Here is a 23,512-nt window from a genome sequence, read left to right on the forward strand (position 1 = left end):
GTATGCTAATTGTACCGAGGGTATTATGTGCTCTTTCATGTGATTTGCATAGTTTTGGTGTATTAAATGAACAGGGTTTATCGGGTTGTCTGGAATGTTTCTGCGGGAGCGTGGGTTGCTGTTTCTGAACTGGCAAAAGGTCATTCAAAAACAAAATCAAAGAGCGTGCAGTTACTCGCATTACCTGTCATTGCCATGCTGACATTTTCCTCTGATGCCTGGTCTGCTTCTTATGCAGCAGGTGGGGGAACAGCAAGTGCGACCAACTCTGTTGCAATAGGAACAGATGCAAGTACAGCCAGTAAAGTTAATGGGGCGAATCAGTCTGTTGCGATTGGTTATGCAAGTAAGGCATCGGGCGATCAGACGGTTGCTCTGGGTGCCAATGTCATCGCTTCAGGCAATTCAGCAGTTGCAGTCGGTGGTGATGATATTGACCGTATTGCATCAGATAAAACAATCAACGATTCATATGAAGCACTGACTGGTGTCCGCCTTGTGGGTGGGAAAGAAGCAGGTGGAAGTTACCGTCCAACTACGGCCAGTGGTGCAGGTTCTGTTGCGATGGGAACCCAGTCTGCTGCCTCAGGTCATTTTTCAACTGCTTTGGGGATGACGTCAACAGCTTCTGGTGATGCCAGTTCTGCACTGGGTGTCTATGCAAATGCATCTGGTGGTGCTGCGCTGGCGATTGGGGCAATTTCAAAGGCTGAAGCTGAGCAGAGTATTGCACTGGGGACAAATTCAAAAGTTGCACAATCGGCAGATAACTCAATTGCGATGGGGAATGGTGCTGTAGCAACCAATAAAGACTCGATTGCGATTGGTTCAGGCTCATCTGCAAGCAGTACAACGCTGTCTGATCAGGCATTTCTGGTAGGGGGAACTGCCAGAGGTGAAATGAATATTGGTGACCGTCGTATTACTGGCGTCAGTGCAGGTTCTGCCGATACGGATGCCGTGAATGTGTCACAGCTGAAAACAGTATCAGGTAAATTGAATCAGGGTTTCAACCTGTCCAGTAACGGTGCTGATCAGGGCAACGTTCAGATGGGCGATACCATTGATATTGGGACTGCAGCAGATGAAAAAAATCTGAAAGTGATCAAATCTGGAAATACCATTGATTTTACGCTGAGCCAGGATCTGGAGCTGAATTCGGTTCAGACAGGGAACAGCACACTGAACAGCAATGGACTGAGCATTGCCAATGGTCCAAGTGTGACTGTCAGCGGTATTGATGCGGGCAATAAAAAGATCACTAATGTTGCTAAAGGTGATCTTTCAGCAACATCTACAGATGCCATCAACGGTAGCCAGCTGAACCAGGCACAGAACAATGTTGCCAGTGTGATAGGCGGTAATGCTGCGCTGAACAATGCAGGTGATGTAACCGTTTCGAATATTGGTGGTACTGGTAAAAATACCATTGATGAAGCTGTGGCTGCGGCAAAAACCACAGTGACTCAGGGCAAAAATGTGGTTGTGACTAAGACTAAAAATGTCGATGGCAGCAGCAACTACGAAGTCAAAACAGCAGATGATCTGAATATTAATTCTGTGACTGCTGGTGGTACGGTTCTGAACAGCAATGGACTGAGCATTGCCAATGGACCAAGTGTGACTGTCAGTGGTATTGATGCTGGCAATAAAAAGATCACAAATGTTGCTAAAGGTGATCTTTCAGCAACATCTACAGATGCCATCAACGGCAGCCAGCTGAACCAGGTACAGAACAATGTTGCCAGTGTGATAGGTGGTAATGCAGTACTGAACAATGCAGGTGATGTAACCGTTTCGAATATCGGTGGTACTGGTAAAAATACCATTGATGAAGCTGTAGCTGCGGCAAAAACCACAGTGACTCAGGGCAAAAATGTGGTTGTGACTGAGACTAAAAATGTCGATGGTAGCAGTAACTACGAAGTCAAAACAGCGGATGATCTGAATATTAATTCTGTGACTGCTGGTGGTACGGTTCTGAACAGCAATGGACTGAGCATTACCAATGGTCCAAGTGTGACTGTCAATGGTATTGATGCGGGCAATAAAAAGATCACTAATGTTGCTAAAGGTGATCTTTCAGCAACATCTACAGATGCCATCAACGGCAGCCAGCTGAATCAGGCACAGAACAATGTTGCCAGTGTGATCGGTGGTAATGCTGCGCTGAACAATGCAGGTGATGTAACCGTTTCAAATATCGGTGGTACTGGTAAAAACACCATTGATGAAGCTGTGGCTGCGGCAAAAACCACAGTGACTCAGGGCAAAAATGTGGTTGTGACTGAGACAAAGCATACCGATGGCAGCAGTAACTACGAAGTCAAAACAGCGGATGATCTGAATATTAATTCTGTGACTGCTGGTGGTACGGTTCTGAACAGCAATGGACTGAGCATTACCAATGGTCCGAGCATGACTGTCAGTGGGATCAATGCTGGTAATCAGAAAATCACCAGTGTTGCAGCAGGCGATATTACAGCAACATCTACAGATGCTGTGAATGGCAGTCAGTTATTTGCACTGAAAGATAAACTCGATACAACAATCATCAATGCTATTGACGCTGCTCAGCCGAAAATTTCGCTGGCTTCAGATGGCAAGGATCAAAGCATTATTGCCGATCAGGATGTGATTGATATTGGCACTGCCGCAGGTGAAACCAACCTGACTGCAACCAAAACAGGCAATACCATTGATTTTGCGCTGAATAAAGATCTGAATGTTTCATCTGTAACTGCGGGTGGAACAACGCTGAATAAAGATGGACTGAACTTCCAGCAACTTGCTGCTGATGGCGTGACACTGGTTCAGACAGGTCCTTCTGTGAAAGCTGATGGTATTGATGCCGGTGACACAAAAATGACCAGTGTTGCCAATGGTGACATCTCAGCGATCTCGAAAGATGCTGTCAACGGCAGTCAGCTGTTTGCAACAGATACGATTGCCAGAAACGCACTGGATACAGCAAACAAAGGTTTTGCACTGACAGCGCAGGACGGTAAAAAAGTTCAGAAAGCACTGGGTGAATCGGTTGAAATCGTCGGTGCAGACAAAAATATTTCCACTCAGGTCAGCAATGGTCAGATTCAGATTCAGCTGGCAGATGACATTGAGGTAAAAAGCATTACGGCTGGCGGCAATACGCTGAACCAGAAGGGGCTGACTGTAGGTGATACAGCAGTGACCAGTAATGGCATGACTATTGTGAATGGTCCAAGTATTCTGGCTTCGGGTATTGATGCGGGCAATAAGAAAATCACCAGTGTTGCCAGTGGCAATGTGTCATCCACATCGAAAGATGCAGTGAATGGCAGTCAGTTGTATAACGCGCAGAACAATGTCGCAGGTGTGATCGGTGGCAATACGAAAATTGATCCGAACACGGGTAACATTTCCACTTCAAATATTGGCGGTACAGGTAAGAACACTATTGATGAAGCTGTGGCAGCTGCAAAAACTACAGTGACCCAGGGTAAAAACATGGTGGTTAAAGCCACTGAAAATACCGATGGCAGTACAAACTATGAAGTGGCAACAGCCGATGACCTGGATGTGACCTCACTGAAAGCTGGTAATACCACCATTAACAATAATGGTCTGAGTATTTCAGGTGGTCCGAGTGTTCTGGCTTCAGGTATTGATGCAGGTAATAAAAAGATCACAGGTGTTGCCAATGGTGACATTTCGGCGACATCGAAAGATGCTGTCAATGGCAGCCAGCTGAATAAGGCTCAGAACAATGTTGCCAGTGTAATTGGTGGTAATGCGGCTGTAAATCATGCAGGTGATGTGACGGTATCCAATATTGGTGGTACGGGTAAAAACACCATTAATGAAGCCGTAGCTGCAGCAAAAACCACTGTCAGCCAGGGCAAAAACATGGTGGTGACAGAGACAAAGAATGCTGATGGCAGCAGCAATTATGAAGTGAAAACCTCGGATAACCTGGACGTGACTTCATTAAAAGCGGGTAATACGCTGATCAACAATAATGGTCTGAGCATTACAGGTGGTCCAAGCATATTGGCATCAGGGATTGATGCAGGGAATAAAAAAATCACCAGTGTTGCCAATGGTGATGTGTCTTCCGTCTCAAAAGACGCTGTGAATGGCAGTCAGTTATATGCTGTGGATTCGCGTATTGATGACATTATCAATAAAAATATTGCGAACCTGGAGCAGGGTTTCAGTCTGAGTTCCAATGGTCTGAATACTGGTGCAGTCCTTGCAGGGGCAACCATTGATATTGGTACTGCCGCAGGTGAGAAAAATCTGACTGTAACTAAAACAGGCAATACCATTGATTTTGCACTGAATCCAGACCTGGATGTGACTTCTGTTACAGCAGGTGGCACGGTACTGAACCATAATGGATTGAGTTTTGTAAGCGATGATGGCAAAGGAAATCTGGTTCAGACAGGTCCTGTCATCAGTGCCGGTGGTATAGATGCGGGGGCTAAGAAAATCACCAGTGTTGCCAATGGTGATGTTTCTGCAACATCGAAAGATGCCGTGAACGGCAGTCAGCTGTATAACGCACAGAACAATGTTGCGGGTGTGATCGGTGGCAATACCAAAATTGATCCGAATACAGGCAGCATTTCGACTTCAAATATTGGTGGTACAGGCAAAAACACCATTGATGAAGCTGTGGCGGCTGCAAAAGCTACAGTGACCCAGGGTAAAAACATGGTGGTTGCTGAGACAAAAAATGCCGATGGCAGCAGTAACTACGAAGTCAGAACCGCCGATGATCTGGATGTAAATTCACTGAAAGCAGGTAATACGACTATTAACAGTAATGGTCTGAGTATTGTTGGTGGTCCGAGTCTGCTGGCTTCAGGGATTGATGCAGGGAATAAAAAAATCACCAGTGTTGCTAAGGGTAATATTTCTGCGACGTCCAAAGATGCAGTGAACGGTAGTCAGCTGTATAACGCGCAGAACAATGTTGCGGGTGTGATCGGTGGCAATACCAAAATTGATCTGAATACAGGCAGCATTTCCACTTCAAATATTGGCGGTACAGGCAAAAACACCATTGATGAAGCTGTGGCAGCTGCAAAAACCACAGTGACTCAGGGTAAAAACATGGTGGTGACTGAGACTAAAAATGCCGATGGCAGCAGCAATTACGAAGTTAAAACAGCTGATGACCTTCAGGTGAATTCAGTGAAAGCCGGTAACAGTATTCTGAACAATCAGGGACTGAGCATTACCGGTGGTCCAAGTGTGCTGGTTTCAGGCATCAATGCTGGAAACAAAAAAATCACCAATGTTGCCAATGGTTCAGTCAATTCATCTTCCACCGATGCAGTCAACGGAAGCCAGCTGTATGCAATTGATTCACGTCTTGATGACATCATTAACAAAAATATCAATGCACTGGAAAAAGGTTTCAGCCTGAGCAGTAATGGTGAAAACACCAAGAGTGTGCTGGCAGGTGAAACCATTGATATCGGGACGGCAGCAGATGAGAAAAATCTGAGCGTCAGTAAAACAGGTAACACGATTGATTTCGCACTGAATCCTGAGCTGAATGTGGACTCAGTCAATGCCGGTGGTACGGTCATCAACAGCAATGGTCTGAGCTTTCTGACACTGGATGCTGACGGCAACATGATCAGTATGGGGCCAAGTATCAGCTTTGCAGGTATCAATGCGGGCAATACCAAAGTGACCAATGTGGCAAACGGTGACATCTCCAGTACTTCAAAAGATGCTGTAAATGGCAGTCAGCTGCATCAGGCACAGGATAACCTGGCAGGTCTGATCGGAGGCAATGCACAGCTTGGCAACAATGGCAATGTCACTGTCAGCAATATTGGTGGTACAGGTCAGAATACGATTCATGATGCGATTGAGTCGATCAATCAGACGGCTAACAATGCCAATCAGGGCTGGAATGTCAGCACCAATGGTGGCACTGCAAGTAATGTGAAACCAGGCAATACAGTCGATTTTGGTAATACAGACGGTAACGTCAGCATCAGCAATGATGGCAACAACATCACGGTCAATATGAACAAGGATCAGAACCTTGGTGCTGATGGCAGTATGACCGTAGGTGACAGCAAACTCGATAACAATGGTCTGACGATTGATGGCGGTCCAAGCATCACCAAAGACGGTATTGATGCTGCTGGCAATAAAGTGACCAATGTTGGCGATGGTCAGATCGCAGCAGGTTCACAGGATGCTGTGAATGGTGGTCAGATTCATGACATGCTGGGACAGGGGGCATTTGATGCCAATGGCAATATTTCAAATATTGGTGGTACAGGTGCTGACAACATCAATGATGCGATTGCAGCGGTCAATAAAAATGCCACTGAATCTAAATCTACAGTGACTGCAGGTGACAACATTGTTGTATCGACCAGTAAAAATGACGATGGCAGTACCAATTATCAGGTATCTACCTCACCGAATCTGAAAGTGGACAGTGTGGATGCTGAACGTTTCACTGCTGGGAACACCACCATTGACAGTGATGGTCTGACGATTAAGGATGGTCCAAGTATTACTTCAGGCGGTATAAATGCCGGTAATAAAGTTGTGGAAGGTGTTGCCAATGGGAATATCAATTCTTCTTCTCAACAGGCAGTCAACGGTTCACAGCTGAACTCAACCAACCAGGCGATGGCTGAATATCTGGGAGGAAATGCAGGTTATGACAACATTACCCAGAGCTTCACAGCACCGACCTATACCATTGGGCAGGGTGCAGATGCCAAAGATTATCATAACGTTGGCGATGCACTGGGTGCGCTGAATGCTGCCGATCAGCAGCTGGGTGACCGCATCACCAATCTTGGTGATCAGTTACAGCAGGCATTCCAGTCAACCAGCAAGCGTATTGATGATGTCGAGAAAAAAGCGAACGCAGGTATTGCAGCAGCAATGGCACTGGAAAATGCACCATATGTACCGGGTAAATATACCTATGCAGCGGGTGCAGCATATCACGGTGGTGAAAGTGCGATTGGTGTGACTTTACGTAAAACTGCCGATAACGGTCGCTGGTCATTGACAGGTGGTATTGCAACAGCATCTCAGGGCGGTGACCCAAGTGTGCGTGTTGGTATCAGTGGCGTCATTGATTAATCCACAGCAGGGAAAGGTATTACCTTTCCCATCCGGTATCTGAATTAGCTAAAGAATGAGATCAACATGAAAACCGTTTTAACCCAACTTGCAGGCTGCGCACTGAGCTTGCTAGCAATCAGCACCACCGCTTCGGCATCTGAACAACTGAATTTGCAGATGGCTGATGAGAGCATTCATTTTCCAGCTGTGAAAAAAAGCTACCTGGATCAGGTTCAGCGTTTTGAATATGATCAGGTGAAACGTCTCGATACAGGCTTGAACAAAGATCAGATCCGTTACGTACTTGGGCACCCGCATTTCAGTGAAGGGCTGTTTTTTGTGCGTGAGTGGAATTATGTGCTGGACATCCGTGTACCTGAAACACAGAACTATAAGCGTTGTCAGCTGCGTATTGATTTTGACAAAAATTATCTGGCAAAAGCCTATTACTGGAAAGGTGAAGCCTGTCAGGGACTGGCTCAGTATGGTGCCAACAGTGAGCCTGTAGCGACAGATGCTCTGGTGGCAGATGGTCTGGATGTTCATGCTGCGCAGGCAAGTGTGCTGTTTGCATTTGACCGATATGATGAAGCGGCAGTGAACCGCGATTTCAGCCGTATTGAAGATATTGCAGCGGCGATCAGGGCGTCAGGCAGTCAGAAAGTATCAGTGACAGGTTATGCAGATCAGCTGGGGAATTTCACCTACAATCAGGCACTGTCTGCACAGCGTGCAGATACCGTTGCTTATCTGCTGGTACAGCAGGGAGTTCAGCCAGGTCAGATCAAAGTGAATGCCAATGGTTCAACCCGTCTGTACAAAGCCTGTGAAGGGCAGACAAAGTCTGCTCAGACCGTAAACTGTCTGGCACCGAACCGCCGTGTCAATATCAGCTGGTAAACGGTTATCAGGAATGCCCTGGACAGAGCATTTCTGCTGAGATAAAAGCGTATCCGAAAGGGTGCGCTTTTTTGTGGACATCGGTTTTATGACTGTTTTTACAGTCGGCTTAATGATAAAAAATATGAATGGAAAATTAAAAAATTATTCATGAAAGTTTTGTATTTCAGCTGGCTGTATCGGTTATATTAGATTTCATACCCGATGAATCATCGCTTTTGTTGAAATATCAGCAGACCATGAATGAAAATAAAGATCATGGCTGTGGTCATCTGTTAAACAGTATCCTGTATGATATCTGTATTTCGACTGAAATCTCAGTAATTCTGCCAGAGCAGACCTGACCGTCCGGCTCAAGCTCAACATGTTGGAAATGCACAATGCCTGACTATCGTTCAAAAACATCGACACACGGAAGAAATATGGCTGGCGCACGTGGCTTATGGCGTGCGACAGGAATGAAAGACGAAGATTTTGGCAAACCGATTATTGCCGTGGTCAACTCATTTACACAGTTCGTACCAGGTCATGTGCATTTAAAAGATCTGGGTCAGCTGGTTGCCCGTCAGATTGAACAGGCGGGTGGTGTTGCCAAAGAATTCAACACCATTGCTGTGGATGACGGGATTGCCATGGGGCATGACGGTATGCTCTATTCACTGCCTTCACGTGATCTGATTGCAGACTCAGTGGAGTACATGGTCAATGCACACTGTGCAGATGCGATGGTATGTATTTCCAACTGTGACAAAATCACACCGGGAATGCTCATGGCATCCATGCGCCTGAACATTCCAGTGGTTTTTGTATCCGGTGGACCAATGGAAGCGGGTAAAGTCAAAATCCGTGGCAATGAACATGCAATTGACCTTGTTGATGCCATGATTGTTGCGGCTGATGACAGCTTCACTGATGAAGAAGTTAAAGAATACGAACGCTCTGCATGTCCAACCTGTGGTTCATGTTCAGGAATGTTCACAGCAAACTCAATGAACTGCTTAACTGAAGCTTTAGGCTTATCTTTACCTGGTAATGGTTCAACACTGGCAACGCATGCCAACCGTAAAAAATTATTTGAAAAAGCAGGTCAGCTGATCGTAGAGATTACGAAACGTCACTACGAACAGAATGACTTCAGTCTGCTGCCACGTTCAATTGCAACCAAAGCTGCTTTTGAAAATGCAATGACACTGGATATTTCCATGGGTGGCTCGACCAATACTGTACTGCACTTGCTTGCAGCAGCACACGAAGCCGAAGTGGACTTCACCATGACGGATATTGACCGTTTATCCCGTAAAGTGCCTGTACTGTGTAAAGTTGCACCTGCAAAACAGGATGTACACATGGAAGATGTACACCGTGCCGGCGGTATTATGTCTATCCTGGGCGAACTGGACCGTGCAGGTTTACTGGATACCTCAGTACCGACTGTGCATGAAAAAACCATGAAAGATGCGCTGGACAAATGGGACATTATCCGTACAGAAAATGAAGATGTGTATCAGTTCTTCAAATCTGCACCAGGTGGTGTACCGACTCAGACGGCATTCTCTCAGGACCGTTACTATTCACGTCTCGATGGTGACCGTGAAAAAGGTGTGATCCGTAATGCAGAACATGCATTCTCTCAGGATGGTGGTCTGGCAGTACTTTACGGCAACATCGCACTGGATGGCTGTATTGTAAAAACAGCAGGCGTGGATGATTCCATTCTGAAATTCAATGGTACTGCACGTGTTTTTGAAAGTCAGGACGCTGCGGTGGAAAGCATTCTGGCAGGCGGTGTGAAAGCGGGTGATGTGGTTGTGATCCGTTATGAAGGACCGCGTGGTGGACCGGGTATGCAGGAGATGCTGTATCCAACCAGTTATTTAAAATCCAAAGGTCTGGGTAAGGACTGTGCTTTATTGACAGATGGTCGTTTCTCAGGCGGTTCATCAGGTCTGTCCATTGGTCACGTTTCACCAGAAGCTGCTGAAGGCGGTGCAATTGGTCTGGTGGAAGAAGGCGACCGCATTGAAATTGATATTCCAAACCGTACCATTCACCTTGCTGTGACTGATGACGTGCTGGAAGCACGCCGTAAAGTTCAGGATGAAAAAGGCTGGCATCCTGCTGAACCTCGTCCACGTAAGGTATCCAAAGCACTTAAAGCCTATGCGATGCATACAACGAGTGCATCCAAAGGTGCTGTACGTGAGGTTTAAAGGCTGAATCCAGCAGAAAAATAAAAAAACACCCTGCGGGGTGTTTTTTTATTGTCCGACAGATGGCAGTCGGACTGATCAATCTGTTCAGTGAATCTGGAATCTAAAACATTGAACAATTGGTGATGAATTGTTATAAGTTTGAGTGAAGAACTCTAATTTTCAGCATCCACAGAAGTGGATACCTTTCCTGAGTACAGTCATTATTCGGACTGACTCAGTATTCATATCGAGGCTTATCTCATGTCACTGTTACGCCGCTGGTTTGATCCGCTCCGATCGAGTTGGTTTTATGACAAACCATCCCGACAGGAGGTGTTATCCACGGACAATGGCTTGAGTGTGCATTTGCGTCTGGATGATGTTTACAGTTACCTTGCGGCACAGCAGTTACCTGCACTCGAAGATATTTTAAATGATGAGCTCAAACCGCTAAGGGTCATTATTTCCAGTCAGACGGCTGAACCGCCCAATCATATGTCGGCAGAGGAATGGCAGAACTACTGCCTGAATGATGCAAAAATTCTGTCCCGACAGCATCGCTTCAGTTTTCATGAAACCCCTGAACAGCCTACAGCAGAAGCACTGGTTCAGGCAGAAACCATTCTGAGAAATACACCACTGAGAGGGCAGGATTTTCTTTATCTGCTGGAAGATGTGTTTCACATGTTGTGGCAGAAACAGTATGGAAAACTGCGCACCCTGTATGCCATGGCCAGTCAGCACCATCAGCCACAGGATTTTCCTGAACGTATTTTTAATGATGATGCAGTGCTTGCTGCTTATTTTGAACTTGGTGAGCGTAAGTACCACGCCGTGGATGATCTGCTTCGTCTGACCCGCCGTCTGAAACAGCAGAAGCTGCTGACGGATAATCCAATTTTTTTAATTAATCATATTGAATGGCGTGAACACCTGATCAGTGATGCAGAAGAACTGAATGAAATTCAGGGGCTTGATCCCGAGCTTGATCTGTATATTGCACTTGAAGATCCCATTTCATGGCTGCTGCTGGCGTATATCCGTGAGGAACTAGCGAACTATTACAACATTCAGTTGCGTGTCTATCCGCTCAGTTATCATGGGCGTGATCTGTTTGACTGGAGTCTGGCAACACGGCTGTCCAAACGGACAGATGTGAAATTTACACCGTTCTGCCGTCCGACTCAGGCGGCAACAGATGAAATGGCAAGACTGTTTTACAGCGTGCCTGAAGAACAGCGTGTGGATGCCATGTACAGTATTTTACAGGCGGTCTGGACCAAAGGGCGTGACCTGTCCTGTAAGTCTCATTTTGATCGGATGAAGCAGGAACTCGAACTGCAACAGCTCACTGAAGATGATGTTGAAGCCCGACTTAAAGAAAATGACATGCTCTGTGAAATGAAGTCACAGCCTGATTTTCCTGTGCTGGAACTGCGTATAGATGGTCAGACCTATGTCTTTAACAGTCTGTATCGGGTCTGGATGATTGAAAGTATTTTCAGCAATGTACTGGAAGAAAAATATAAAAATGAAACCGAGACAGAGCAGGGACAGCAAAATGAAGAAAGAGAAGTGTGAAAGCCTGGAACAGGTACGGGCACATATAGATGCTATAGACCGTGAGCTGATTGAACTGCTGTCTGCACGGCAGTTTTATGTTGATCAGGCTGTCAGGTTTAAAAAGACAGTCGATGATGTTCAGTCACCGGAGCGTGTTCAGCAGGTGATTGATAAAGTCCGCCAGCAGGCAACTGAGCAGAACCTCAGCCCTGAACTGGTGGAAAAAATTTATCGCGAAATGATTCAGCATTTTATTCAGCGGGAGCTCAGGGAAATCAGACCCTGAGCCGGATGGGTCAGGTCTGCTAAATTCCCCATGCCATTTCAGAAGCAGTAATTTTATTCTGCACAGACTGATATTCTGCTTTTTTGCAGGTCAGCCACAGACTGACAAATGCCGTTCCCAGATAGTCTTTTAACAGGGAATGATCTGCCAGTAACTTCAGGGCTTCTGGCTGTTGTTCGGGCAGGAAAATGTGGCTTGAATTCAGTGACTGGTGGGCATGACAGTCTGGTAGTACAGGTGAATGTTCAAGCCCATGTAAAGCCCCTGCAAGCAGAACAGCAATACTCAGATAAGGATTGGCATCCGCTCCTGCAACACGGTATTCAAGGCGTTGATTGGTCTGGTCTGCACAGGGAATACGGATGGCGACATTGCGGTTATTGAAGCCCCAGCTGGCTTCCAGTGGAACATGATGACCATACTGAAAACGGCGGAATGAATTAATGTTGGGTGCAAGCAGCGCCATGGAAGCGGGCATAAAGTCGAGTAAACCTGCAATCACCTGTGCAAAAACAGGCTGCATGTGTTCAGGCGTACTGTCACTGAACAGATTCTGCCCCTGAGCATTTAACAGGCTCATGTGAAAATGAAGCCCACTGCCTGCCATCTGCATGACAGGTTTTGCCATGAAACAGGCTTTGAGTCTGTGCTGTGCTGCAACCTGACGCACAATCCGTTTAATCGCCATCATGTCATCACATAATTTCAGCAAGTCGGCACTGTGCTGAATATTGATTTCATACTGCCCAGGAGAGCTTTCAGCAACAATAGCTGTCATTTCAATCTGTTGACGCCGTGCCTCACGTTCAATATGTGCAAGCACCTGACTGTCATGGGTCGGGATATCTATATCAAAGCACTGACAGCTGTTGAGATCACTGTCTGTCGCTGAATGTTCAGCAAACAGATAAAACTCCAGTTCACCTGCCATGACAGGATGAACATTCTGTTGATGGAGCTGCTGCAACAGCTTTGTCAGAATATTTCTTGGGTCATATTCACAGGCAGTGCCATCTTCGTTCAGCATGCTCAGATACAGCTGGGCATGGGTTTCCGGTGCATCAGCACAAGGGCGCAGACTGCCTGAAATGGGTCTGCAAAGGCGGTCAGGTTCGCCAATATATTTTCCCAGTCCGCTTTCCTCAATGACCTTGCCTTCCAGGCTCATGGCATAAACAGACAGTGGGAAATAACAGCCTTTGCTCAGATTTTTCAGGGACTGCAGATCAATACGCTTACCGCGCAGATGTCCGTTCAGGTCGTGCAGACAGAGATCGACATGGGTGGTCTGAGGAAATTGCTCCAGATATTGCTGAACCTCCTGCTCAAATGCAGTGTGTTCAGGCTCACAGCAGGGCTGGGGTGATGGTTGAGCGTTTGAGGATGGTTCAGGATACGCAGGATGAGACATTGTTTTTGTGGGGTGATCGACAGACATATTCATTGGAATGAATCCATTTGGGGATAAAAAATTATAGAAATGTCCATCCGTGCAGTAACGTAAAATGAATGTAAATTTTATATCCGGTGCCAGGATTTAAGCCTCAATCTTTGCCTGAGGCTTGCTTCGGAAATCAGTGATTTTTCCGCCAAAGTGAATCTTTTAACATGAGCCCTGAACACAGAGGGCAAAACAGATGATAGGTTTGGTGATTGCAGTATTTGCAGTTGCAGGCATGATTAAAGGGACAATTGGGCTTGGACTTCCTGCCGTGGCAATGGGACTGCTGACCCTGGTGATCAGTCCTTTTCAGGCTGCAATGCTGCTGATCGTTCCCTCCATGGTGACCAACTTATGGCAACTGTTTGCTGAAGGTGGTGTCTTGCGGTTGATCCGCCGTTTCTGGACACTGTTGCTGGGGATTATTGTCGGTTCTATCTGGACAGTGTTTCCGACTTTGAGCGAAGGAAACAGTGGTTTTCACAGTGAAGCACTGCTGGGTGGCATGCTGGCACTGTATGGGCTGTATGGCTTATTTGCCAGAAGTATGCCCAATCTTGCCCCGCATGAAAAATGGCTGTCACCGATCATCGGTTATCTGGGCGGAGCACTGACTGTGGCAACGGGTGTCGTGGTGATTCCGGTGGTTCCTTATATTCAGTCCCTGCAACTGAAACGGGATGATCTGGTCCAGTCTCTGGGGCTAGCATTTACCATATCCACGATCTGTCTGGCGGTATTTCTGCATCAGAATCCTGTAGATCAGATGCCTATAGATTATAAAATGTCCATGATTGCTCTGATTCCTGCTTTGGTCGGTATGTGGGCAGGGACAAAAATCCGTTACCGTATCCCAGAGCAAAAATTCCGTAAAATTTTCTTTTGTGGTCTGGTGATTTTTGGGTCGTATTCAGTGCTGCATCAGGCTGGTGTGCTCTGAATCTCTTTCAGATGATTGCTTAAAACTGCTGAAAACAGCCTGATTTTTATTTAATCTAGCCGTTCAAGCTGAGATTTCTGCGCCAGCAGGAACTGAGCAAAATGCTGATACCCGGCAGGTAGCGCATCAAAATTCTGTGCAGCCAGCAACAGTTTACGCTGTGCCCAGCTACCGGACAGTTCCACCTGGTGAAAGGCATGGAGTTTGCTCAGTCTCTGCGCAGCCCGTTTGGGCATAATCGCAATACCGACACCATTGGCAACCACCTGGGCAATCGCAGCAAAACTGGGTAAACGTAAACGGTACTGAATGGCACAGTTCAGCTGTTTTGCCTGGTTTTCAACTGACTGCTGTAAAGAGTGGTACTGCATTAAACCCACAAAGGGATAGTTCAGTGTTTCGACCAGCTGGAGTTGTGAATGCTGACTCAGTACATGATCTCTGGGGCAGATCAGCACCAGTGGATCATCGGAAAACTCCAGTGTCTGTAAATCCTGCGCATGAAAAAAACCGGAGATCAGTCCCAGTTGAGCCGTACCTTTCTGCAGGGACAGAATCATTTCACTGCTTTCTGCTTCTTTCAGTTCAATCTGAACATGTGGGTTCTCCAGCAGATACTGAGGCAGTAACAGCGGCAGGTATTCACTTTGTGCAGAAGAGTTACACCATAAGATCATCTGTGTGGTCGCCCCCTGAGCATAGGGCAGCATGATCTGTTCCAGTCTGCGGTACTGCTGCACCATCAGCAGTGCCTGTTCTGTAAAGCTCTGTCCTGCCTGGGTCAGTTTAACGCCTGTGGCATGTCTGCTGAACAGGCTGGTGGCATAGTGCTGTTCCATTTTTTTAATGCGCTCACTGGCTGCCTGTAATGAAATAGCAGAGCGTTCAGCCCCTTTGGTCAGACTGCCTGTTTCCACAATATTCAGAAAGAGCTGTAAGTCAAAAAAGTCGAGGCGCATGGATGGGATATTCTCTAGGGCATTTTTATATCTTACTTAAATCCTGCAATAAAAAAAGCAGCCTTTCGGCTGCCTGTAAAATCACGTTCATTCCGCATCAGTCTCTCAGTTTCTATATTGCGCTGAGATGAAAGGAATCATGCAGACTCAGTATTTATGATTTATCTTTTAAGCTGAAGAACCAGTTCAGGATCAGTGCTGCAAAAGTTGCTGTACCGATACCGCCCAGGTTGAAGTTACCAAACTGCAGGGCAAAGTCACCTGTACCCAGAATAATCGTCACTGCTGCAACCATCAGATTTTTGTTTTTAGAAAAATCGACTTTGTTTTCAATCCATATTTTTGCACCGGCAATGGTGATCAGACCAAAGACAACAATCGATGCACCCGTCAGAATGGCAGTCGGAATGGTATGGATAATTGCGCCGAATTTAGGTGAGAAACCTAAGAAAATGGCAAAAACACCGGCAATGACAAAAACAATGGTGGAGTAAACACGGGTCACAGCCATCACACCAATATTTTCACCATAAGTGGTCATACCAGGTGCGCCAACACTGCCTGACAGCGTTGTAGCAATACCATCTGCAACAAATGCTTTACCGATATGCGGATCCAGATTTTCTCCGGTCATGGCACTGACGGCTTTAATGTGTCCGAGGTTTTCAGCCACCAGAATCAGTGCAATCGGGGCAATGATCAGCATGGCATTGGCATTGAATTCAGGTGAATGGAAGGTTGGCATACCAAACCAGGCAGCCTGCTGAATCGGTGCAAAATCAATTGGTGTACCATTGCCCAGTACATTGGAGACAACGAAATAGATCAGATAAGCCAGCAGTAAACCGACCAGTAACAACAACCGTTGTAACAGACCTTTAGTAAAGACGGCAATTGAACCCATGCACAGCACGGTGATCAGAGACATCCACATATTAAAGTTATTGCCTGCCACACCCTTTACCGTTACAGGTGCCAGATTTAAGCCGATAATCATGACCACTGCGCCTGTGACGACGGGCGGCATGAGTTTTTCAATCCACTTCGTCCCTGTTGCCATCACAATAAAACCAAAAATGGCATACAGAATACCGCAGGCAATAATCCCGCCCGCAGCCACAGCCAGATTAGGGTTCAGCGCGCCCGTGCCTGATGCGGTATAACCGGTTGCGGCAATGACCACACCAATAAAAGCAAAACTTGAGCCCAGATAACTTGGAACACGACCACCTGTCATCAGGAAAAACAGGATGGTACAGATCCCTGACATTAAAATGGCCAGGTTCGGGTCAAAGCCCATTAAAAATGGGGCAAGAACCGTTGCACCAAACATGGCAAAGGCATGCTGGACACCCAGTACAGCACTTTGCATGGGTGGAAGATATTCATTGGTACCAACAGGTCGGGCATCAATACTGCCTGAATAAGGTCGCCATTTAGGGAACCAGCTGGACATAAAGTGAGCACTCAAAAAACAAATTGAGCACATCATACGCTCTTTACTCTGTTTTTTTTATCCCTGAGTCAGACTAAGGACTTGTGATTGTTCATCTTTATCTGATTTATATACCGCTTGGTAAAATTGTTACTATGTGTATCCAAGTAAAATCAACAGATTAAAAAAATGCAGGACTGAAGTGGAAAAATAGAATATTTTGCAATTGTTTAAATTTTTTTATGAGTCTGGGATTGAATCATACGGATCAGAGACATTCAGACTGTTTTGCAGCATCCACAATAAAAAAAGGATGTATATGCAGTGCATATACATCCTGAAAAGGAAAGACAGAAATCAGCCGGTATTACGCAGACCAGCGGCAATTCCTGCAATGCTGACCATCAGTGCATGATCGACTGGGGTCTGTTCGCTTGGGCTTTCCTGTAAATAGCCACGACGACGTTTCATCAGTTCAGCCTGGAGCAGATGTAAGGGCAACAGGTAGGGTTTGCGTACCTGCATGGACTGATCCAGAACATCGTTGGAACTGAGCAGTTTGGATTCACCTTTCAGTACAAGCAGCGTCTGTACCGCATCATGCAGACGCTGACGCAGTTCTGCGCCCAGCACTTTCAGGTCTTCATCCTGTGTCAGATGTGCTTCATAGTAAAGCGCAATATTGGCATCTGCTTTGGACAGAACCATTTCCAGCATATCAATCAGAGTCTGGAAATATGGCCATTCGGTCAGCATTTCATCCAGTGTCGCTTTCTGACCCTGATCAATCACCTGGTTAATGGCAGCACCTGTTCCGAGCCATGCCGGCAGCATCAGACGGATCTGTGTCCAGGCAAATACCCAGGGAATGGCACGTAAGGATTCAATACCACCACTGACTTTACGTTTTGCAGGACGTGAACCTAAAGGCAGCATCTGCAGTTCAAGCTCAGGTGTGACAGTACGCAGATATTTCACAAAATGCGGGTTTTCACGGACGGTCTGACGATAGACCTGAACAGATAGATCGGTCATGCTGTGCATTAAATCCCGCCATTGCTGTTTAGGTTCTGGCGGAGGCAGCAGGGTGGCTTCCAGAGTTGCTGCGGTATAAATTTCCAGATTCTGTAAGGCAATTTCTTCGAGTCCGAACTTGAAGCGGATCATTTCGCCCTGTTCTGTCACACGGATGGCACCTGAAATGGAGCCCGGTGGCTGAGAGAACAGTGCCTGCTGGGTTGGCGCACCACCACGACTGATGGAACCGCCACGACCATGGAACAGTGTCAGCTGTACCGCATGCTGTTTTGCGACAGCAGTCAGTTCTTCCTGAGCACGGTACTGCGCCCAGTTGGCAGACATGAAGCCTGCATCTTTGGCAGAGTCTGAATAACCGATCATGACTTCGTGTTTGCCCTGAATATGCTGTTTGTACCAGTGCATACTGAACAGCGTATTCATGGTGGATGCAGCACCATCCAGGTCTTTCAGCGTTTCAAAAAGTGGTACAACACGTAATGGATGTTCAATGCCTGCTTCTTTCTGCAGTAACAGTACCGCAAGCACATCACTTGCATATTCCGCCATGGAAATAATATAGGCACCCAGACATTCTTTTGGCTGTTCTGCCAGTGTCCGCATGGTGGCAAATACTTCCTGAACATCAGGGTGATCAATCAGGCTGCCTGCTGGAACATCCAGATGCTTCGGCAACAGTGGACGCTTGCTTTGCAGTTCCTGAATTAAAAAGTTCTGACGCGCCTGTTCAGTCCAGGTTTCAAAATTCCCCAGACCCAGGTATTCAGTAATGGCTGAGATGGCCTGACGGTGCCGTCCTGATTCCTGTCGGATATCGAGTTTCAGCAGTTCAATCCCAAAACAGTTCACACGGTAAATAAAGTCGAGCAGTTTGCCGTTGGCAATTTCAGGCAGGTTACATGCCATGAGTGAACGCCAGCAGAGCAGTAAGGGCTGTAACAGTTCATCTTTATGGCGGATGATCAGGTTACGGTCTACATCTGAATGCTGTCCCTGAAGTTTGCTTGCCAGCCATGAACGGGTGATCTTCAGACGTTCACGTGTGGTACGCAGATATTCACGGTAAGGTTCTGGATGGGTGTAGCCCAGTGCCTGAGTCAGTTCATCAGAGCAGGCTTCCAGTGACAGTTCCCAGCGCAGGTCTTCAATATCACGGACATACAGATCAGCTGCTTTCCAGCGGGACAGCCACAGGACTTCCTGGGTAATGTTGTGGGTGACATTCGGGTTACCGTCACGGTCTCCACCCATCCATGAGGCAAAACGGATCGGAGAAATATTCAGTGGTAAAGCCTGCTGACAGTTGTCCTGTACCAGTTCATCCAGTTCGCGGATAAATTTTGGCACCGCATTCCACAGCGTCTGCTCAATGGTGGTGAATCCCCATTTTGCTTCATCTACAGGGGTCGGGCGGTGCTGACGGATTTCATCAGTCTGCCATGCAGAACAGACCAGCTGTTTCAGGTCGGCAAGTACTTCATTGCGCTGTTTGGGTGTCAGTTTCTGCTGATCAAATCTGGACAGACAGTTGTTGATGCCATCATATTTCTGAATCAGGGTACGGCGACTGACTTCAGTCGGGTGTGCTGTCAGAACCAGTTCAATTTTCAGTTCACAGATCTGTTTATATAAAGTGGCTGTATCGATCTGACGGTTTTTAAATTTTTCAAAGAGGTGATCGAGTACGTTAGGCGATGGTGCGGTGACATCAAATTCACTCTGGCGCCGGCTGCGTACCACATGATATTGCTCAGCAATATTGGCGAAGTTCAGAAAGTGTGAAAATGCACGGGTCAGAGGCAGAATTTCTTCATCTTTTAAATTTAAAAAAAGCTGTTCCAGCTGTTTTTCTGCTTCCAGCTGACCGTCTCTTGCACCTTTGGCGAGCGCACGAATCTGTTCAATCTGATTAAACAAATCCTGCCCTGCATGTTCTTTCAGGGTTTCGCCCAGCAGATTTCCGAGTAAGCGGACATCTTCGCGCAGTGGAGCATCAATTTGTTGAATCATTTTACACTCTCCGGTTTTTCTTCATTTGAATATGCACTTGATCATGCCACATGCCAAGTCGCTACAGACAAAAGTATGTAAGCGTCTGAACAATTCATCAGCAATTTTTCTGCCATAACAGTATGACACTTTGATATGAAAGCATGATTTAAAAGGGAGCTTTACAGGGGCTGAAAACAGCCTGTATTTCTGTTGTTTAAATGATTGGTGGATTATTGTTTAAAAAAACAGTGATCTGTCTGTTCAGGAGGTGGCTGCGATGCATGACAGACATGCTGTTCATACAGAAAATCAATGAAAAACTGTAAATGATGAAGGGACTGAATGATGCGCCGTCTGAATTAAACTGACAACTTGTAATAAAACGCAATCGGTTGCATCTGTTATAATGCGAGGCAACTTTTTTCAGTGAAAAATCAGGACGAATTATGCGTATTGACCAGCGAGCTTTAGATCAGTTACGTGAGATTAAAATTACTCGTAACTACACACGTTATGCGGAAGGTTCAGTACTGGTTGAATTTGGTCATACTAAGGTTCTCTGTACTGCAAGTATTGACCATTCTGTACCCCGTTTTCTCAAAGGTCAGGGACAAGGCTGGGTGACTGCTGAATACGGCATGCTGCCACGTTCAACTCACACCCGCAGTGACCGTGAAGCTGCCCGTGGTAAACAGTCTGGTCGTACACAGGAAATCCAGCGTTTAATCGGACGCAGTTTACGTGCCATGGTTGATCTGAAAAAACTGGGTGAAAACACAATTACCATCGACTGTGATGTGATTCAGGCAGATGGCGGTACACGTACAGCATCCATCACTGGTGCTGCAGTGGCTTTAATTGATGCCATGAATGTGCTGCTGGAGAAAAAGAAAATCAAGCATGACCCATTGAAAGGTCTGGTTGCTGCGGTTTCAGTCGGTATTTATCAGGACGACGTACTGCTCGATCTTTGCTATGAAGAAGATTCAAACTGTCAGACTGACCTGAACGTGGTGATGACTCAGGCAGGTGAATTTATTGAAATTCAGGGCACAGCCGAAGAGAAACCTTTTACCCGTGCGCAAAGCAATGCCATGCTGGAAATGGCAGAGAAAGGGATTCAGGAACTGGTGAAAAAACAGCAGGAAGCACTGGGCTGGTAAGTCACAGATTTCTGTTAAACAGACGCACCTTCGGGTGCGTTTTTGTTTTTTAACAGGACTGCAATAAAACGATCACGCTGATGTCATGCTTTTTTTATATCAATAAGTCCGCACTATAAAAACAGGAAAGGACGATGCGAAGTTTACTGACAGTTTTTCTGCTCGGTTCAGCGCTACTGCTGAGTGGCTGTAATGATGACAATGATCAGGCACAGGTGAATCCGCCTGTGGTTAAACCTGAACCTGGCTGCAAAATTCACTGTGCTCCCTGACCGCTGAAGGAAAAATGTGATGAACCGTCGTGATTTTATAATCAATTCTTCAAAAACGGCATTTGGTGCCGCAGCACTGGCCAGTTTCCCTCTGAGTATTCAGAAAGCACTGGCGATTGATGCAAAAGTGGAAAGTGGCACGATTCAGGATGTGAAACATGTGGTGATTCTGACTCAGGAAAACCGTTCCTTTGATAATTACTTTGGAACATTTAAAGGAGTCAGGGGCTTTGGTGACCGCTTCAGCATACCGTTGAAAGATGGGCGTACCGTCTGGGAACAGTACGATGCAGATAAAAATAAAGTCCTGCCTTATCATTTAGACAGCCGGCTGGGCAATGCACAGCGGGTCAGTGGTACACCTCACTCATGGAAAGACGGTCAGGCAGCGTGGGACTGTGGGCGCATGGGAAACTGGGTACAGCACAAACAGCCACAGTCCATGGGTTACTACAAGCGCAGTGAAGTCGAATTTCAGTTTGCACTGGCGGAGGCATTTACCTTATGTGATGCTTACCACTGTGCCATGCATGCAGGAACCAACCCGAACAGATCATTTATCTGGACAGGAACGAATGGTGCAACATCAGGTGTTGCCAGCGTGGTCAATGAATTTGATGGTATCGGTTCATCGCTGTCAGGCTATGACTGGACGACTTATCCTGAACGCCTGCAACAGGCTGGAGTCAGCTGGAAAGTCTATCAGAACATGCCGGATAACTTTACTGACAATCCGCTGGCCGGTTTTAAACAGTACCGCCGTGCCAATGAACTTTCGGGCAAGCCAGTCAGTCATGCAAATCCATTCTGTCCGCCTTATGATGAAAAAATTGATGCTGCACAGCCCTTATATAAAGGGATTGCCAATACCATGCCTGATGATGGTGGATTACTGGGACAGTTCAAAAAGGATATTGCGGCAGGCAAACTGCCGCAGGTCAGCTGGATTGTGGCACCGGCTGCCTACAGTGAGCATCCTGGACCTTCCAGTCCGGTACAGGGAGCATGGTATATCCAGGAACTGCTGAATGCACTGACCGAAAATCCTGAGATCTGGAGTCAGACTGTTCTGCTGGTCAACTTTGATGAAAATGATGGTTTCTTTGACCATGTTCCGTCACCGTCTGCACCTTCAAGAGAGATCAATGATCAGGGACAGATTCTGAAAACCCATGGTAAGACCACACTGAGTGATCAGGATGTTTCCTATGAATATTTTAATCACCCACGGGTTGCTGCTTCGACGGCACAGCCTTTACTTAAGTTCGTAAACGGCAAAAATGACAACTTCTGGCATGGTGTTTATGGTCCAGGAGTACGGGTGCCCATGTATGTGATTTCGCCGTGGAGTCGTGGGGGCTGGATCAATTCTCAGGTATTTGACCACACTTCCATTATCCGTTTTCTTGAGCAGCGTTTTGGGGTCAAAGAAAGCAATATCAGCCCGTACCGCCGTGCAGTGTGTGGTGATTTGACCTCTGCCTTTAACTTTAAAAATCCAAATCTGGAGCAGGTGCCTGATCTGGATGGAGAAAAAACCAAAGCTCAGGCAGATTTCATCCGCTCCAGTCAGGAAGCCATGAAACAGGTTCAGGTTCCTGCTGCTCAGAAATTTCCTGTTCAGGAAAAAGGCATCCGTTTTTCCAGAGCCTTGCCCTATATTCTGCATACCAGTGCAAAAGTGGATGCGGTCAGTCAGCAGGTCAAACTGATTTTTTCCAATACAGGTGAGCAGGGTGCTGTTTTCCATGTCTATGACAGACTGAACCTGGATGCTGTGCCACGCCGTTATATGGTTGAAGCGGGCAAACAGCTGGACGATGTGTGGGATGTATCGAGTGGGGGCTATGATCTGTGGGTACTGGGACCGAATGGTTTTCACCGCAGTTTCAAAGGTGACCTGAAACAGAAAATTCAGGTGGATGCATTGCCAGAAATCAGAGTCTGTGTCGAAGAATGTTCAGCTAAAATCTATCTGAAAGTCCGTCATGATGGACAGCAGTCTGCTCAGCTGACGGTTAAAGCAAACGCTTATCTGAATCAGAAAAACTGGACGATTGATACTGTGGCGGGCAAAGAGGTTGAGTTACTGCTGGACATGAGCTCCGTATATGGCTGGTATGATTTTATTGTCAGCACAGCCGATGGTCTGTATGAGCGTCGTTTTGCAGGCAGAGTGGAAACGGGGCAGGACTCTTATACCGATCCGTTTATGTAAAATCTATAAAGAACCAAT

13 protein-coding genes are annotated in these 23,512 nt (G+C 46.5%); 9 read left to right on the forward strand and 4 right to left on the reverse strand.

Annotation, left to right across the window (positions count from 1 at the left end; all coding sequences use genetic code 11):
* Positions 1-66: 66 nt before the first annotated feature.
* The 5 genes from CDG61_RS00625 (at position 67) to CDG61_RS00645 (ending at position 12,036) form a co-directional block, all read left to right on the forward strand.
* Positions 67-7,113, forward strand: coding sequence for an ESPR-type extended signal peptide-containing protein (locus tag CDG61_RS00625; RefSeq protein WP_087549674.1), 7,047 nt, complete (start codon positions 67-69; stop codon positions 7,111-7,113).
* A 66-nt stretch (positions 7,114-7,179) separates the two neighbouring features.
* Positions 7,180-7,995 (forward strand): trimeric autotransporter adhesin/peptidogylcan-associated protein TpgA, encoded by an 816-nt coding sequence (gene tpgA, locus CDG61_RS00630; protein WP_087549675.1) that lies wholly within the window; start codon positions 7,180-7,182, stop codon positions 7,993-7,995.
* A 380-nt stretch (positions 7,996-8,375) separates the two neighbouring features.
* A complete protein-coding gene (gene ilvD / locus CDG61_RS00635; protein ID WP_087513626.1) occupies positions 8,376-10,205 on the forward strand; it encodes a dihydroxy-acid dehydratase in 1,830 nt (609 codons plus the stop codon).
* A 243-nt stretch (positions 10,206-10,448) separates the two neighbouring features.
* Positions 10,449-11,768 (forward strand): hypothetical protein, encoded by a 1,320-nt coding sequence (locus tag CDG61_RS00640; RefSeq protein ID WP_087549676.1) that lies wholly within the window; start codon positions 10,449-10,451, stop codon positions 11,766-11,768.
* On the forward strand, positions 11,749-12,036 hold the full coding sequence (locus CDG61_RS00645; protein ID WP_087549677.1) for a chorismate mutase: 288 nt from the start codon (positions 11,749-11,751) through the stop codon (positions 12,034-12,036). The genes CDG61_RS00640 and CDG61_RS00645 overlap by 20 nt, the downstream gene beginning before the upstream one ends.
* Before the next feature lie 19 nt (positions 12,037-12,055).
* Here the strand turns inward: CDG61_RS00645 and CDG61_RS00650 are convergent, their stop codons facing one another.
* Positions 12,056-13,480, reverse strand: coding sequence for a glutamine synthetase family protein (locus CDG61_RS00650; RefSeq protein ID WP_087549678.1), 1,425 nt, complete (start codon positions 13,478-13,480; stop codon positions 12,056-12,058).
* A gap of 193 nt (positions 13,481-13,673) precedes the next feature.
* On the opposite strand from CDG61_RS00650, the gene CDG61_RS00655 reads away from it, so the two are divergent.
* Positions 13,674-14,417: a sulfite exporter TauE/SafE family protein gene (locus CDG61_RS00655; protein WP_087549679.1), complete on the forward strand. Its 744-nt coding sequence runs from the start codon at positions 13,674-13,676 to the stop codon at positions 14,415-14,417.
* A gap of 50 nt (positions 14,418-14,467) precedes the next feature.
* Here the strand turns inward: CDG61_RS00655 and CDG61_RS00660 are convergent, their stop codons facing one another.
* From CDG61_RS00660 to ppc, 3 genes are all read right to left on the reverse strand, one after another.
* Positions 14,468-15,376, reverse strand: coding sequence for a LysR family transcriptional regulator (locus CDG61_RS00660; RefSeq protein WP_087549680.1), 909 nt, complete (start codon positions 15,374-15,376; stop codon positions 14,468-14,470).
* Between the two features lie 154 nt (positions 15,377-15,530).
* On the reverse strand, positions 15,531-16,832 hold the full coding sequence (locus CDG61_RS00665; RefSeq protein WP_087549681.1) for a solute carrier family 23 protein: 1,302 nt from the start codon (positions 16,830-16,832) through the stop codon (positions 15,531-15,533).
* Between the two features lie 336 nt (positions 16,833-17,168).
* Positions 17,169-19,859 carry a phosphoenolpyruvate carboxylase gene (gene ppc, locus CDG61_RS00670; protein WP_087549682.1) on the reverse strand — a complete coding sequence of 897 codons (2,691 nt, stop codon included), beginning with the start codon at positions 19,857-19,859 and terminating at the stop codon, positions 17,169-17,171.
* Between the two features lie 428 nt (positions 19,860-20,287).
* Between ppc and rph the strand changes: the two genes are divergently transcribed.
* From rph to CDG61_RS00680, 3 genes are all read left to right on the forward strand, one after another.
* Complete coding sequence (gene rph / locus CDG61_RS00675; protein WP_087513634.1) at positions 20,288-21,004, forward strand: ribonuclease PH; 717 nt, start codon at positions 20,288-20,290, stop codon at positions 21,002-21,004.
* A 134-nt stretch (positions 21,005-21,138) separates the two neighbouring features.
* On the forward strand, positions 21,139-21,276 hold the full coding sequence (locus CDG61_RS17430; protein WP_160117081.1) for a hypothetical protein: 138 nt from the start codon (positions 21,139-21,141) through the stop codon (positions 21,274-21,276).
* Positions 21,277-21,295: 19 nt separating this feature from the next.
* Complete coding sequence (locus tag CDG61_RS00680; RefSeq protein ID WP_087549683.1) at positions 21,296-23,494, forward strand: phosphocholine-specific phospholipase C; 2,199 nt, start codon at positions 21,296-21,298, stop codon at positions 23,492-23,494.
* Positions 23,495-23,512: the final 18 nt, after the last annotated feature.

The organism is Acinetobacter sp. WCHAc010052 (assembly GCF_002165295.2).
GTDB lineage: Bacteria > Pseudomonadota > Gammaproteobacteria > Pseudomonadales > Moraxellaceae > Acinetobacter > Acinetobacter chinensis.